Here is a 12488-nt window from a genome sequence, read left to right as displayed (position 1 = left end):
CTCCGGCCCGCCGCGCCAACCCCTAGTACGCGCCCTTGCGGGCCAGCACCACTCCGACGGTGCGCCACAGGATGCTCAGGTCGTACGCGAGCGACCAGTTGTCGACGTAGTAGAGATCCAGTCGGACGGACTCGTCCCAGGACAGGTCGGAGCGGCCGGAGACCTGCCACAGGCCGGTCATGCCGGGGCGGACCAGCAGACGGCGGCGCACGTCGCCCAGGAAGTCGCCGTCGTCGGCCGGCAACGGGCGGGGCCCGACCAGCGACATCTCACCCCAGAGCACGTTGATCAGCTGCGGCAGCTCGTCCAGCGAGGAAGCCCGCAGGAATCGGCCCACCGGGAAGACCCGCGGGTCCTCCTTCATCTTGAACAGCATGCCGTCGGTCTCGTTGCGGTCGACCAGGCTGGCCAGCCGATCCTCGGCGTCGACGTACATGGTCCGGAACTTCCACACCCGGAACGTGCGCCCCTCGTGCCCCACCCGGGGCTGACGGAAGAAGACCGGCCCGGGGTCGGAGATCCGGATCGCCACGGCGATGGAGACGAAGAGCGGGATCAGCAGCAGCAGGCCGAGGCCGGCGGCGACCCGGTCCAGCAGGTTCTTGGCCAGCAGCGCCGGCCCGGACAGGGTCGGCTCCTCGACGTGCAGCAGCGGCAGACCCTCGATCGGCCGGATGTGCACCCGGGGACCGGCGATGTCGGTCAGCTGCGGGGCGACCACCAGGTCGACGCCGGAGCCCTCCAACTGCCAGGCCAGCCGGCGCAGCTCGCCCGGCTCGGCGCTGGCCGACCCGCAGACGGCGATGGTGTCCCCACCGACCTCCCGGACCAGGGCCAGCACGTCCCGGCCGGCGTGCACCGGCACCGGAGTCGGCATCCCCCGGGCTGCGGCGTAACCGTCGGTGATGTGGATGGCGACCGGCACCAGCCCGGCGTTCGGGCTGCGGGTGACCGCCGCGTAGACCTCCAGGCACTCCGGCAGGGTGCCGACCAGCACCATCCGGTGCGCGGCCTGACCGGCGCGCCGGCGGATGTAGTGCAGCGCCCAGCGGGCCACGAACCGGCCCCACAGGATCAGCAGCAGCGCCCCGAGCAGCGCCGTGCCGACGGTCCACCGGGACAGCGCGGTCTTCGTGGCGAAGGCGAGGAAGGAGACGCTGGCCGCGACCGTGACGGCGGCCCGGATCACCCGCTTGAACTCGTCGGGCCCGAGCCCCAGATAGCGCCGGTCGTAAGCCCGGTTGCTCCAGAGGATGACCACCCAGCCGAGCGGGAGCAGCAGGTAGGAGACGGTGTGGAACCAGGTCGGGTCCTGCTGGGTGCCGGAGAAGCCGGAGGCGGCCTGGTCGAACAGCTGGATCGCGATCCAGCTGGCGAACGCCGCAGCGCCGAAGTCGAGCAGCAGGAGGATCGCCGTGTAGGGACGGTGCCAGCGGGAGACACGGCGTCGCGCCCTGGCCCACGCCGATCGGGGTACGCCGTTGTGCGACGACGGCGTCGGCGGCTGGATCTCGAAGCTGTCGACGTGCCGCACGAGTCTGCTCCGGCCTTCGTTGGTTACCGGGCGCTGGAGGCGTGTCGTCACCTCACCCATGTCCTCCCGCATGACACGTGCCGCTCACTCGCAGTGAGGGCCCGGGTCGCCCACCGTCCCAGTCTCCCACGCGGCCTCCAACCGGTCGCTGCCCCGAGGGAGATTGGCGACCGATGGTGCCGGCGGGATCTGGCCGGCTCCGCACCATTTCAGAAGCCGGGGACCGGGCCACTATACCGATGGATACGCCGGTAGCGGGAACCGTGGACTGGAGCTTCGGCTCACTCCGGCCGATTCCGCTCCGTAGTCGCCCAGTGGGATTACTCACCGTACGAGTCGGGACAACCGTCGGTCAGCGAGCGGTTTGCCGCCCGTCTGGCAGGTCGGGCAGTACTGGAGGCTCGAGTCGGCGAACGACACCTCCCGCACGGTGTCACCGCAGACCGGGCAGGGCAGGCCGGTGCGGGCGTGCACCTTCAACCCGGAGCGCTTCTCGCCCTTCAGCTCCGCGGCCCGCTGCCCGAGGGACCGTTCGACCGCGTCGCCGAGCACCTGCCGGGTGGCCGCGTGCAGGGTAGCGAGCTGGGCGTCGGTGAGCCGGTCGGTGATCGCGAACGGGGACAGCTTGGCCGCGTGCAGGATCTCGTCGGAGTACGCGTTGCCCACCCCGGACAGCACCGACTGGTCGGTCAGCACCCCCTTGACCTGCCCGCGCCGGCTGCGCAGCCGCTCGGTGAAGGTGGGCAGGTCGGCGGCGAGCGCGTCCGGGCCGAGCTTGGCCACCCCGGGCACCGCCGCCGGATCGGTGACCAGGTACGCGGCCAGCTTCTTCTGCGTGCCCGCCTCGGTGAGGTCGAAGCCCGAGCCGTCGTCGAGGCGGACCCGCAGCGCGATCGGGCCCTTGCCGGGGCGCAGCGGGGTGGTGGACGGGAACGCCTCCCGGTAGTGCAGCCAGCCCGCCCGGGCCAGGTGGACCACCAGGTGCAGGTCGCCCTCGACGAGCACGTCGAGGAACTTGCCGTGCCGGCGGGCGTCGACCACCGCCCGCCCGGCCACCGCGGTCGGTGCCGGGTCGTACGTCTTCAGGGCGCTGATCGCGGCGACCTCGAGCCGGTCGACACGCCGCCCCACCGCGCGCTGCCGCAGGTAACCCGCGAGCGCCTCAACCTCCGGTAGTTCGGGCACCAGCCAACGGTAGCCTTCTTTCCCGTGAGAATCGTGGTGGCACACAACCGGTACCGGGAAGCTCAGCCCTCCGGCGAGAACACGATCGTCGACTCGGAGATCGCGCAGCTCACCGCCGCCGGCGTCGAGGTGCTGCCGTTCATCCGCAGCTCGGACGAGATCCCGTCGATGTCGAAGGCGGCGAAGGCGCTGCTGCCGATCTCGCCGATCTGGGCGCCCCGGGCCCAGCACGACCTGAGCCGGCTGCTCACCGAGCACCGGCCGGACGCGCTGCACCTGCACAATCCGTACCCCCTGCTGTCGCCCTGGGTGGTGCGGACCGCGCACCGGCACGGCGTGCCGGTGGTGCAGACGGTGCACAACTACCGGCAGGTCTGCTCCTCGGGGATCTACTTCCGCGACGGCGTGATCTGCCAGGACTGCAAGGGCCGGGCGCTGGGGGTGCCGGCGATCAAGCACCGCTGCTACCGCGACTCGGCGGCCCAGAGCGCGCTGATGGCGACCACCCTGGCCGTGCACCGGGGCACGTGGCGGTCGGTGGACCGGTACATCGCGCTCACCACGGCGATCGCCGACCACCTGCGCGACTACGGCATTCCGGACGAACGGATCGTCGTGAAGCCGAACGCCGTACCGGACCCGGGCCGGCCGGCGCCGCTGGGTGACGGCTTTCTTTTCATGGCCCGGCTGAGCCCCGAGAAGGGCGTCGACCTGCTGCTGGACGCCTGGCGCCGGCATCCGGTGGGCGCTCTGGGCACGCTGCGTGTGGCCGGGGACGGCGAGCTGCGCCCGCTGGTGGAGGCCGCCGCCGCCGAGCGGCCCGACGTGGTCTACCTCGGTCAACTCGACCGTGCCGGCGTGCGTGCGGCGGTCGAGGCGAGCGCGGTGGTGATCGCCGCCGCCATGTGGCACGACGTCCTACCGACCGTGATCATCGAGGCGATGGCCAGCGGCCGGCCCGTGCTCGGCACCGCCTTGGGCGGCATCCCGTACCTGGTCGGAGCGGACGCCCCGCACGAGCCCGCCGGCACCGGCCCCGCCGAGGTCGCCTCCGCCGTCGCCGGGGGTGGCGGGTCGCCGATGCCGGCCGGAATCGGTCTGGGCGAGGCCGGCTGGGTGGTGGCCCCGGAGCCGGCCGCGCTGGCCGCCGCCCTGCCGGTCGCCCGGGCCGGTGCCGCCGGGCTCGCCCCGGCCGCCCGCGCCCGCTACGAGCGGACCTTCCACCCCGACGTGGTCACGAAGCAGCTCATCGAGGTCTACGCCGGCATGGCCCGCACGCTTAATCCCGCCTGACCGCCCCGCCGCCGCCGCTGCCGGCCCGGCGCGGCCCGGCCCGGCGCGACCCGACCCCGGGGCGGCGCGGCCCGGGGCGCGGGCGGGGGCACCCCTCGGGGCGTCAGCGCAGGGAGGCGCGGGCGGAGAAGGCGATGCTGGCGAGCAGGAAGCCGCCGTTCACGATGGTGAACGCGACCATCACCCAGAGGACGAGGGCGGGGGCCACGGCCAGCACCAGGGCCGCCACGAAGATCACCGCACCGTAGTCGCGGACCAGCTTCACCAGGCGGACCGGGAGCGAGGTCGAGGTGACCATGCTGGCCGCGTTGGGGCCGGCCTGCATGACCGAGGTGACCAGGTTGACCATCCAGGTGCCGGCGAAGGCCGCCACGAGCCAGGTCGGGGTGGACGGCTCCTGCGCCACCGCGGTGGCGGCGAGCGCGGCCACCAGGGCGATCTGCGCGGCGACGTCGCAGAGGATGTCGACCCGGGCACCGGCTGCGCTGCCCTGGCCGGTCACCCGGGCGAGCTGCCCGTCGGCGCAGTCCAGGGAGTACGCCACCTGCCAGCCGACCAGGGCGAGCAGGCCGACCACCCAGGCCGGTACGTCCCCGGCGGCCACCGGCTCGGCGAGCGCCACCACGGTGACCGAGGTGGCCAGGCCGAGCACCAGGTTGGTGATCGTCAGCGCGGTGGGGCGCAGGCCGAGCCGCTGGGCGACCAGTGCGAAGACGGCGCCCAGCCACTGGCTGATCGACTCGCTGAACAGGCCGCCGCCCCGGTTCACCCGGTGGAAGTCGGCGACGGTGGGACGGGGGTCAGCCAAGCTGGTCGCGGATTGCACCGGCGTAGTCTGCCAGCCGCTCCCGCGTCCCGGTAGGCGACAGTGCCAGGTGTTCGAGGATGGTGTACCGGTCCGGCCGGGTGCGCGGCGCGAACTGCACCGCCTCGACGAACTGGTCGTCGGTGAGCCCCAGATCCCCTGGAACGGTGGCGAGACCATGCCGGTGCAGGCAGCGGGCGAGCTGACCGAACCGCTCCGGGTCGCCTCGGAGGAAGGTGCAGAAGAGCGCGCCGAGCCCGACCTGCTCGCCGTGTGAGCCGGTGCCGGGGTACAGCCGGTCGATGGCGTGGGAGATCTCGTGGTCACCGCCGCTGGCCGGGCGGGTCGACCCGCACACCGAACTCGCGATACCGCCGAGGATCAGCGCCTCGGCGAGGGTGGTGAGGAACGCGTCGTCGGTGATCTTGCCGGGGTGGTTGATGAGCGCCTCCGCACCGGTCCGCGCGAGCGTCACGGCGAGGCCGTCGATCGGCTCGCCGCGTACCTCGTGGGCCAGTTCCCAGTCTGCGCAGGCGCTCACGTTGCTGACGGCGTCGCCGATCCCGGCCTGGGTCTGACTGTCCGGCCCGTTCTCCACGAAGTCCAGGTCGACGATGACCGCGATCGGGATGTGCACCCCGTAGGAACCCTTGCCGCCCTCGTGGTCGAGTGAGGCGGTGGGCGAGGCGATGCCGTCGTTGGCGAGGCTGGTCGCCACGGTCACCATCGGGATGCCGTACCGGGTGGCGGCGTACTTGGCGGTGTCGATGGTCTTCCCACCGCCGATGCCGATCACGGCGTCGTACGAGCGGGAACGGAGTCGGTCACCCAGTTCGTTCGCGGCGTCGATGCTGCCGCCGACGACCGTGAAGACGTCCGCCGAGCCCAGGCTGGGCCGGCACAGCTCGACGATCTTCTCGCCCTGACCGGGGCCGACCACGACCGCGACGTCACCGCCGGCGGAGATCCGCCGGTCGGCCAGCAGCAGCCCCAGGTCGGCCACCGCACCCCGCCGCACCTCGATCAGCAGCGGGGTGTTGACCGTACGGGCTAGTAGCGGCACGCGATCTCCCGCGCGCGGGCCAGGTCGGCGTGGTTGTCGACCTCCACCCAGGGCACGTCGCCGATGGGGGCCGCCCGCACCTCGCCGCCCCGGTCGGCGAACTCCTGGTAGCCGTCCTCGTAGTAGAGGTTCGGGTCACGCCGCCAGGTGGCCTCCAGCGCGTCGGCGAGCGCGTCGGCGACCTGCGGCTCGATGAGCGTGGCGCCGATGTACTCCCCGTACGCCTCGCCCGGGTCCATCACCTTGGTGATCCGGGTGAGCTGGCCGGCCGCGTCGAAGGTGGTCTTCATCTCCTCCTCGGCCAGCGCCTTGAGCGTGTCCACGGCGAGCAGGACGCCCGGCCCACGCTCGGCGAGCAGGGTCTTCTCCACGCTCACCGGGTGCACGGTGTCGCCGTTGACCAGCAGCACGCCGCGCGCGAAGTACTCGCGGGCCAGCCAGAGGGAGTAGGCGTTGTTCCACTCCTCGGCCTTGTCGTTGTGCACCAGGGTGAGCGTGACGCCGTACCGCTTCTCCAGGTCGGCCTGCCGCTCGCGGACCGCGTCCGCCGCGTAGCCGACCACGATCACGATGTCGGTGAGCCCGACCTCGGCCAGGTTGCCCAGCGCGATGTCCAGGATCGTGGTCTCCCCGTCCACCGGCACCAACGCCTTGGGCAGCGTGTCGGTGTAGGGGCGCAGCCGGCGCCCTGCCCCGGCCGCGAGCACCATCCCGATCATCCCGACTTCCTCCCTCGTCCTGCTCCCCGTCACCGGTGGAGGATAGCCCCGGGCGGACGGGCCGCTCCGGTCAACCGGGTCAGCCGGGCAGTGCCGCCAGGTCGGCGAGCATGGTCAACCGCTCTTCCGCGCTGAGCACGGCGTACGGGCCGGCCGCCCGGCGGTCGGTCTCCAGCTCGATGGCGAGCCGCTCCGGGCCGGCCGGCAGGGCGGCGATGCTGGAGGCGGTGTGCCCGGCGGCGGTCCAGGCGGCGGCGTGCGCGTCGGCCCGGTGGTAGCGCAGGGTGCCGAGCCGGTTGAGCAGCAGCACGCCCGGCGGGGTGCCGTCCGGCTCGTGCGGGGGTGCCATGGCGGCGAACGCCGGCCCGTCCCGGTCGCCCTCCTCGTCGGCGAGCACCAGGGCGTACGCCAGCAACCGGCCGAGGGCCGCGACCAGCCGCGGCACCCGCTCGTCCTGCCCGGCCCACAGCTCCTCGGTGACTTCGGCGTGCACCTGGTACAGCTCGTCCAGGAAGGCCGCCCCTCGTTCGGTGGCGGAGAGCCCGCCGTCCGGGCGGCGGTGGATCATGCCGTGCGCCACATGCTTGTCCACGCTGCGGTGGCAGGCGACGGGGTCGCGGTACCGGGTGATCGCCGCGAAGCCCGGCCCGTCCACCGTGCCGCCGGGTGCGGCCAGCCGGGTGCGCAGCTCCACCAGGAACCCGGTCGCGGCCGGCCCGCCGTACCGCTGGCTCAGCTCGGCGCCACCACCGTTGCGGCCGGCCAGCATGCCGGCGGTGAAGGCCCGGTCCACGGCAGGGGCCAGCAGCCCGGCGATCCGGTGCGGCGCCAGCTCGACGGTGTTCACAGACCGATCGACCGCAGGACGGCGAAGCCCTCCTCCGCGATCCGCCGGATCAGCCCGTCGTTGACGTCGCGGTGCTCGTCCAGCACGGTCACCTCGTGTTCGGCCAGCCAGCGGTACTCGGTGTGCTTGCCGGCCTCCAGAATCGGGTGGGCCAGGTCGCCGTCCACCCGGACCAGGAAGTCGTACTCGATCCGGGCGAGACCGTCGTCGCCGGTGTAGTGGTATTCACCGACCTGACCGAGGACGTGCGAGATGACCCACCCGGTCTCCTCGGTGACCTCCCGACGGAGTGCCTCGTCGATGTCCTCGCCCGGCTCCAGGTGGCCGCCGACGATGTCCCAGCAGTCGGGAAAGAGGCGTCGGCGCGGCGAGCGGCGCTGAAAGAAAATGCGGCCGTGGTGGTCGACGATCAGCGCGCCGGCGCAGCGCAGGGGCTCGGTGGACACCGTCCGACAGTAGCGAGCGCACCGGCGCGACGGCGATGCCCGGTCTTGTCCAGGAAACATTCACGGACCACCATGTCGGTACCGGGTGCCACCGTCCCAAAGGGGTGATGCGTGATGCAGGTACGGGAAGCGATGTCCAGCCAGGTCCTCGTCGTCGGTCCGGAGCACACGCTCCGCCAGGCGGCCCGGATGATGTCGGCCCGCGGTGTCGGGTCGGCGGTCGTGATCGACCCGGACTCCGAGGGGATCGGGATCATGACCGAACGCGACGTGTTGAAGGCCATCGGCGCCGGCCTGGACTGCGACGTGGAACGCACCGGTGCCCACCTGACCTGGGACGTGGTCTACGCCGGGCCGGATTGGACGGTGGCCGAGGCCGCCGCCGCGATGGCCCGGGGCGGTTTCCGGCACCTGGTGGTGCTGGACGGCCGCGAGGTGGCCGGGGTGATCTCCGTCCGGGACATCATGCGGGTCTGGGCGGAGAGCCAGGTGGTGGCCGCGACCTGACCGGGCGCACCGGGATTCCGGCCGACAGGTGTGCAGGCCCGGATCGACGGGTAGGGATCCCTTGCGGGCATGCGGAGACGCCGCGGCCCGTGCGGGAGGGTCCGATGCGCGACGCGGAGCGCCTGGTCGAGCAGCAGTACGCCATGCTCCTGCGTCGGGACGTGGCCCGACTGCCGGATCTCTACGCCCCGGAGGCGTTCTACGCCATGCCGGGTGTCACGGTCCGCCCGATCGAGCTGCCCGCGCTGCTGCGGACCTGGACGGGCGCCTTCCCGGACCTGCGGGTCGACCCCCTGGGCGTGGTGCGCACGGCCGGGGGCGCGGCGGTGGAGCTGCGCCTGACCGGCACCCACGCCGGCACGCTGCACTCGCCGTTCGGCACGGTCGCGCCCACCGGGCGCACGGTGAGCTGGGAGGTGGCCGACGTGGTCCGGGCCCGCCGGGGGCGGATCGTCGCCTGGCGGTCCTACTTCGACTGGAGCCAGCTCCTCGATGCGCTCGGCGTGCAGTTTGAGGGACTTTCCCGGGCGGCGCAGCACGACTCGCTCGCCCTTCCGGTCTGATCTGACGCCGACCGGTGGAACCGGGTCACCCGACCCGGTGGCTCAGGATGCGGACATCGCCGTGCCGTCCGCGCGCCCCCCGTCGCCGCCCGTACGCTCAACATCCATGACCGCCGAGCAGCTGATCTCCTTCGCCCGTGGGGCTCCCTCGCTGGACATCGTCGATGTCGAGGGGCTCAAGGCCGCCGCCGTCCGCGCCTTCGACGCCGACCCAGCCGGGGTCACCGCCTACGGCACCTCCGTCGGTTACGTACCGCTGCGCAAGTGGATCGCCGAGAAGCACGGGGTCGCGCCCGAGCAGGTGCTGGTCACCAACGGGTCGCTGCAGGCCGACGCGTTCCTCTTCGACCACCTGGTCCGCCCCGGCGACGCGGTGGTGGTGGAGCGCCCGACGTACGACCGGACGCTGCTCAACCTCCAGCGGATGGGCGGCGAGCTGCACGGCGTCTCGGTCCAGCCGGACGGCCTGGACACTGCCGAGCTGCGCAAGCTGCTGGAGTCCGGGGTCCGGCCGCGGCTCGCGCACGTCATTCCGAACTACCAGAACCCGGCTGGCGTGACGCTCTCCCTGGAGAAGCGCCGGGAGCTGCTCGACCTGGCCGCCGAGTACGAGTTCACGATCTTCGAGGACGACCCGTACGCGGACGTCCGGTTCCGCGGCGAGGCGCTGCCGTCGATGCTCTCGCTGGACACTCGCAAGGTGGTGGTGCACGCGTCGAGCTTCACCAAGACGGTGTGCCCGGGTGTGCGGGTCGGGTACCTGGTCGGCTCGGCGGATCTGATCGCCGACATCGCCAAGAACGCGACCAGCCTCTACATTTCGCCCGGCATGGTGTCCCAGGCGATCGTGCACCAGTTCTGCGTCTCCGGCGAGATCGACCGCTCGATCGAGACGGTCCGGTCGGCGCTGGGTGAGCGGTCCCGGGTGCTCGCCGAGTCGCTGCGCCGGCACCTGCCGCAGGCCCGGTTCGTGGAGCCCGACGGCGGCTACTTCCTCTGGGTGGAGTTCCCGGACGACGTGCTGGTCGACCGGCTCGCCCCGGCGGCGGCCGAGCGCGGGGTCGCGGTGGTCAAGGGCAGCGACTTCATGCTGGACGGCGGGCAGCACGCCCTGCGGCTGGCCTTCTCGGCGGTCACCGCCGATCGGATCGACGAGGGTGTCCGCCGGCTCGCGGCAGCCGTCGAAGCCGTCCGCGGCTGAGCTTTCTGTCAGGTTTCCGACAGAACGACGATGCCGGCCGTCCCGGGACTCCCGCCCGGGCGGCCGGCGGCTCACAATGCTGCGAGCGTCACCCATCAGGTGTAGTGGAGATCTTTGCCCGGTTCCCGGGCCGCCCCACCCCCGGTGACGCGTGCAGCACAACCCCCGCCCCCACGGGCGCCGGGTGGGCCGTGTCGTCCCCGCACCCCCCGATGCGGCCCGGCCCGCCCGGCGCCGCCCCACGCGACCGCCGTCACACGTGCCCTCCGCCGCGACCGGCGTAGCCTCAAGCCCGCAGCCGAGCGTGGGGAGGTGGCGCGATGACGGATCGGGCAGATCAGGGCGGAACGGCACCGTCGCACACCGGCCGTGTGCTGCGACCCCGGGCGTGGCCGTCGCCGGTCCGGGCGATGACCCGGATCCTCAACGCCGACGGCTCGCCGCCCGCACCGGCCCCTGCGGGCACCGGGCGCAGTGGCGTGGTCGACTGCGCGCTCTACGTCGACGGCAAGCGGCAACCCGGCGACTGGACGTACGCGGAGGCGCTGGCCGCGGCCCGCCGCGAGGAGCACGGCTTCGTCTGGCTCGGGCTGCACGAACCCGAGCTCGCCGAGATGACCGCCATCGCGGCCACCTACGGGCTGCACGAGCTGGCCGTCGAGGACGCCGTGAAGGCCGAGCAGCGCCCCAAGTTGGAGCGGTTCGGCGACGTCAGCTTCCTGGTGCTGCGTACCGCCCGGTACTGCGAGCACGCGGAGCTGACCGAGAACTCCGAGGTCGTCGAGACCGGCCAGGTGATGCTCTTCATCGGCCCGAACTTCCTGATCAGCGTCCGGCACGGCGACGCCTGCCGGCTCTCTCCGGTCCGTGCCGACCTGGAGAACAAGCAGGAGCTGATGCTCCAGGGTCCGTGGTCGGTGGCGTACGCGATCACCGACCGGGTGGTCGACCTCTACCTGGAGGTCGCCGAGCAGATCGAGGACGACCTCGACGTGCTGGAGGCCGAGGTCTTCGACCGCAACGGCCATGGGCGGATCCAGCGGATCTACCAGATGAAGCGGGAACTGGTGGAGTTCAAGCGGGCCGTGGTGCCGCTGCAGCGGCCGCTGATGACGTTGACCTCGCAGGTCAACCGGGAGGTGCCGAAGGAGATCCGGCGCTACTTCCGGGACGTGCAGGACCACCTCAGTCGCACGGTCGAGCAGGTGAACTCCTACGACGACCTGCTGAACTCGATCCTCCAGGCGCGGCTGGCCCAGGTCACCGTCGACCAGAACAACGACATGCGCAAGATCGCCGCGTGGGCGGCCATCGCCGCGGTCTGGACCTCCATCGCGGGTGTCGAGGGGATGAACTTCGACAACATGCCCGAGCTGAACATGACGTACGGCTACCCCGTCGTACTCGCCCTGATGCTCGGCGTCTCCCTGGCCCTCTACCGCTGGTTCCGTCGCAACGGCTGGCTCTGACCGCTCGCACGGAAGCGCCGGCGCGCGGGAGAACCCGCGTCGCCGGCACTCGGTGCGCTACCGATGGATCAGCGGCGGCCGTTGGTGCGGGCGGTGTCCTTGCCCAGCGCCTTGGTGAGGTCGTCGGTCGGGCGCCCGGAGGTGTCCTTGGCGCCCTCGGCGACCGAGGGGACCTTGTCGGTCGGGCGGACGCTGCCCGGCTTGGCCGCGCCGGTGGTGCTGGCGCTGTCGCCGCCGGCCACCGCCGAGCTGCCGGCACCGGTCACCCCGGCCATGGTCGAGCCGTCGGTCCCCTTGGTGGCGGACGGGGTCCGCACCTCGATCGAGTCCACCTCGTCGCGCATCGGCTCCAGGGTGCGGGCCGGGTCGTACTCGGCCCACTCCTGCTGCTCCCGGCGGCGACGCAGGGCGACCGCGCCGGCCAGTCCGGCGATGGCACCCGCCGCGAGCAGGCCGGTCATCATCGAGCCGCGACGGCGCGGCTGCTTCTTCTTGCCGGTGATCCGCATGTTCTTCGACCTGGCCTTCCTGGTGAGCGGCCCTGCCTCCGCGGCGCCGTCACGGGCCGCCGCGGCCAGCGGTGCCAGCGTGGTGAGTGTCGTCCCCCAGCCGGTCGACGCGCGGTCGCGCACTCTCGCCGCGGCCGGCGCGACGTAGCCGCGGGCCACCTGGACCCGCGGACCGACGGTCGCGCCCGCGCCCTTGGCGGCGTGGTTGGCTGCCTGCACCAGGTGGCTGATGCTCTGGTTCAGCTCAGCCTTGGCCAGCTGCCCCTCGGACTTGCGCCGCCCGATTCCAAACACGGTCCCACCTCCTGGGAGTTGTTCCTTCGTCATCCTCCACCTTCGGATGCCTC

At 72.5% G+C, this 12488-nt stretch carries 13 protein-coding genes; 5 read left to right on the top strand and 8 right to left on the bottom strand.

Features of this window, described 5'->3' with window-relative positions; genetic code table 11:
* Positions 1–22: 22 nt before the first annotated feature.
* The gene (locus tag AB0K07_RS00435) at positions 23–1594 is read right to left on the bottom strand and encodes a sugar transferase (protein WP_363751343.1); all 1572 of its coding nucleotides are present in this window, start codon (positions 1592–1594) and stop codon (positions 23–25) included.
* A 264-nt stretch (positions 1595–1858) separates the two neighbouring features.
* Complete coding sequence (locus AB0K07_RS00430) at positions 1859–2719, bottom strand: DNA-formamidopyrimidine glycosylase family protein (RefSeq protein WP_363749828.1); 861 nt, start codon at positions 2717–2719, stop codon at positions 1859–1861.
* A gap of 24 nt (positions 2720–2743) precedes the next feature.
* Here AB0K07_RS00430 and AB0K07_RS00425 point away from each other — a divergent pair, with 24 nt between their 5' ends.
* Positions 2744–4012, top strand: coding sequence for a glycosyltransferase family 4 protein (locus tag AB0K07_RS00425; RefSeq protein ID WP_363749826.1), 1269 nt, complete (start codon positions 2744–2746; stop codon positions 4010–4012).
* Positions 4013–4115: 103 nt separating this feature from the next.
* Here the strand turns inward: AB0K07_RS00425 and AB0K07_RS00420 are convergent, their stop codons facing one another.
* From AB0K07_RS00420 to AB0K07_RS00400, 5 genes are all read right to left on the bottom strand, one after another.
* On the bottom strand, positions 4116–4838 hold the full coding sequence (locus AB0K07_RS00420; RefSeq protein ID WP_363749824.1) for a CDP-alcohol phosphatidyltransferase family protein: 723 nt from the start codon (positions 4836–4838) through the stop codon (positions 4116–4118).
* Entirely contained in the window at positions 4813–5880 is a 1068-nt protein-coding gene (locus tag AB0K07_RS00415) for an iron-containing alcohol dehydrogenase family protein (RefSeq protein WP_363749822.1), read from the bottom strand. The genes AB0K07_RS00420 and AB0K07_RS00415 overlap by 26 nt, the downstream gene beginning before the upstream one ends.
* A complete protein-coding gene (locus AB0K07_RS00410) occupies positions 5868–6599 on the bottom strand; it encodes a phosphocholine cytidylyltransferase family protein (RefSeq protein WP_363749820.1) in 732 nt (243 codons plus the stop codon). The genes AB0K07_RS00415 and AB0K07_RS00410 overlap by 13 nt, the downstream gene beginning before the upstream one ends.
* A gap of 79 nt (positions 6600–6678) precedes the next feature.
* Positions 6679–7446 carry a hypothetical protein gene (locus AB0K07_RS00405; RefSeq protein WP_363749818.1) on the bottom strand — a complete coding sequence of 256 codons (768 nt, stop codon included), beginning with the start codon at positions 7444–7446 and terminating at the stop codon, positions 6679–6681.
* Complete coding sequence (locus AB0K07_RS00400) at positions 7443–7892, bottom strand: NUDIX domain-containing protein (RefSeq protein WP_363749816.1); 450 nt, start codon at positions 7890–7892, stop codon at positions 7443–7445. Before AB0K07_RS00400 ends, AB0K07_RS00405 begins: the two co-directional genes overlap by 4 nt.
* A 114-nt stretch (positions 7893–8006) precedes the next feature.
* Here AB0K07_RS00400 and AB0K07_RS00395 point away from each other — a divergent pair, with 114 nt between their 5' ends.
* The 4 genes from AB0K07_RS00395 (at position 8007) to corA (ending at position 11632) form a co-directional block, all read left to right on the top strand.
* Entirely contained in the window at positions 8007–8399 is a 393-nt protein-coding gene (locus tag AB0K07_RS00395) for a CBS domain-containing protein (protein ID WP_074315390.1), read from the top strand.
* Positions 8400–8503: 104 nt separating this feature from the next.
* Positions 8504–8962, top strand: a complete 459-nt coding sequence (locus AB0K07_RS00390) for an ester cyclase (protein WP_363749813.1) — start codon at positions 8504–8506, stop codon at positions 8960–8962.
* A 106-nt stretch (positions 8963–9068) separates the two neighbouring features.
* Positions 9069–10163, top strand: coding sequence for a PLP-dependent aminotransferase family protein (locus tag AB0K07_RS00385; RefSeq protein WP_363749811.1), 1095 nt, complete (start codon positions 9069–9071; stop codon positions 10161–10163).
* 320 nt (positions 10164–10483) lie between these two features.
* On the top strand, positions 10484–11632 hold the full coding sequence (corA, locus tag AB0K07_RS00380; RefSeq protein WP_363749809.1) for a magnesium/cobalt transporter CorA: 1149 nt from the start codon (positions 10484–10486) through the stop codon (positions 11630–11632).
* 68 nt (positions 11633–11700) lie between these two features.
* Here the strand turns inward: corA and AB0K07_RS00375 are convergent, their stop codons facing one another.
* Positions 11701–12468: a hypothetical protein gene (locus AB0K07_RS00375; protein WP_363749807.1), complete on the bottom strand. Its 768-nt coding sequence runs from the start codon at positions 12466–12468 to the stop codon at positions 11701–11703.
* Between the last annotated feature and the right edge of the window lie 20 nt (positions 12469–12488).

The sequence above is a fragment of the Micromonospora sp. NPDC049301 genome (assembly GCF_040678715.1).
Lineage (GTDB): Bacteria > Actinomycetota > Actinomycetes > Mycobacteriales > Micromonosporaceae > Micromonospora.
Note: the sequence above shows the minus strand (reverse complement) of the source record. Positions and strands in the feature narration are given on the sequence as shown.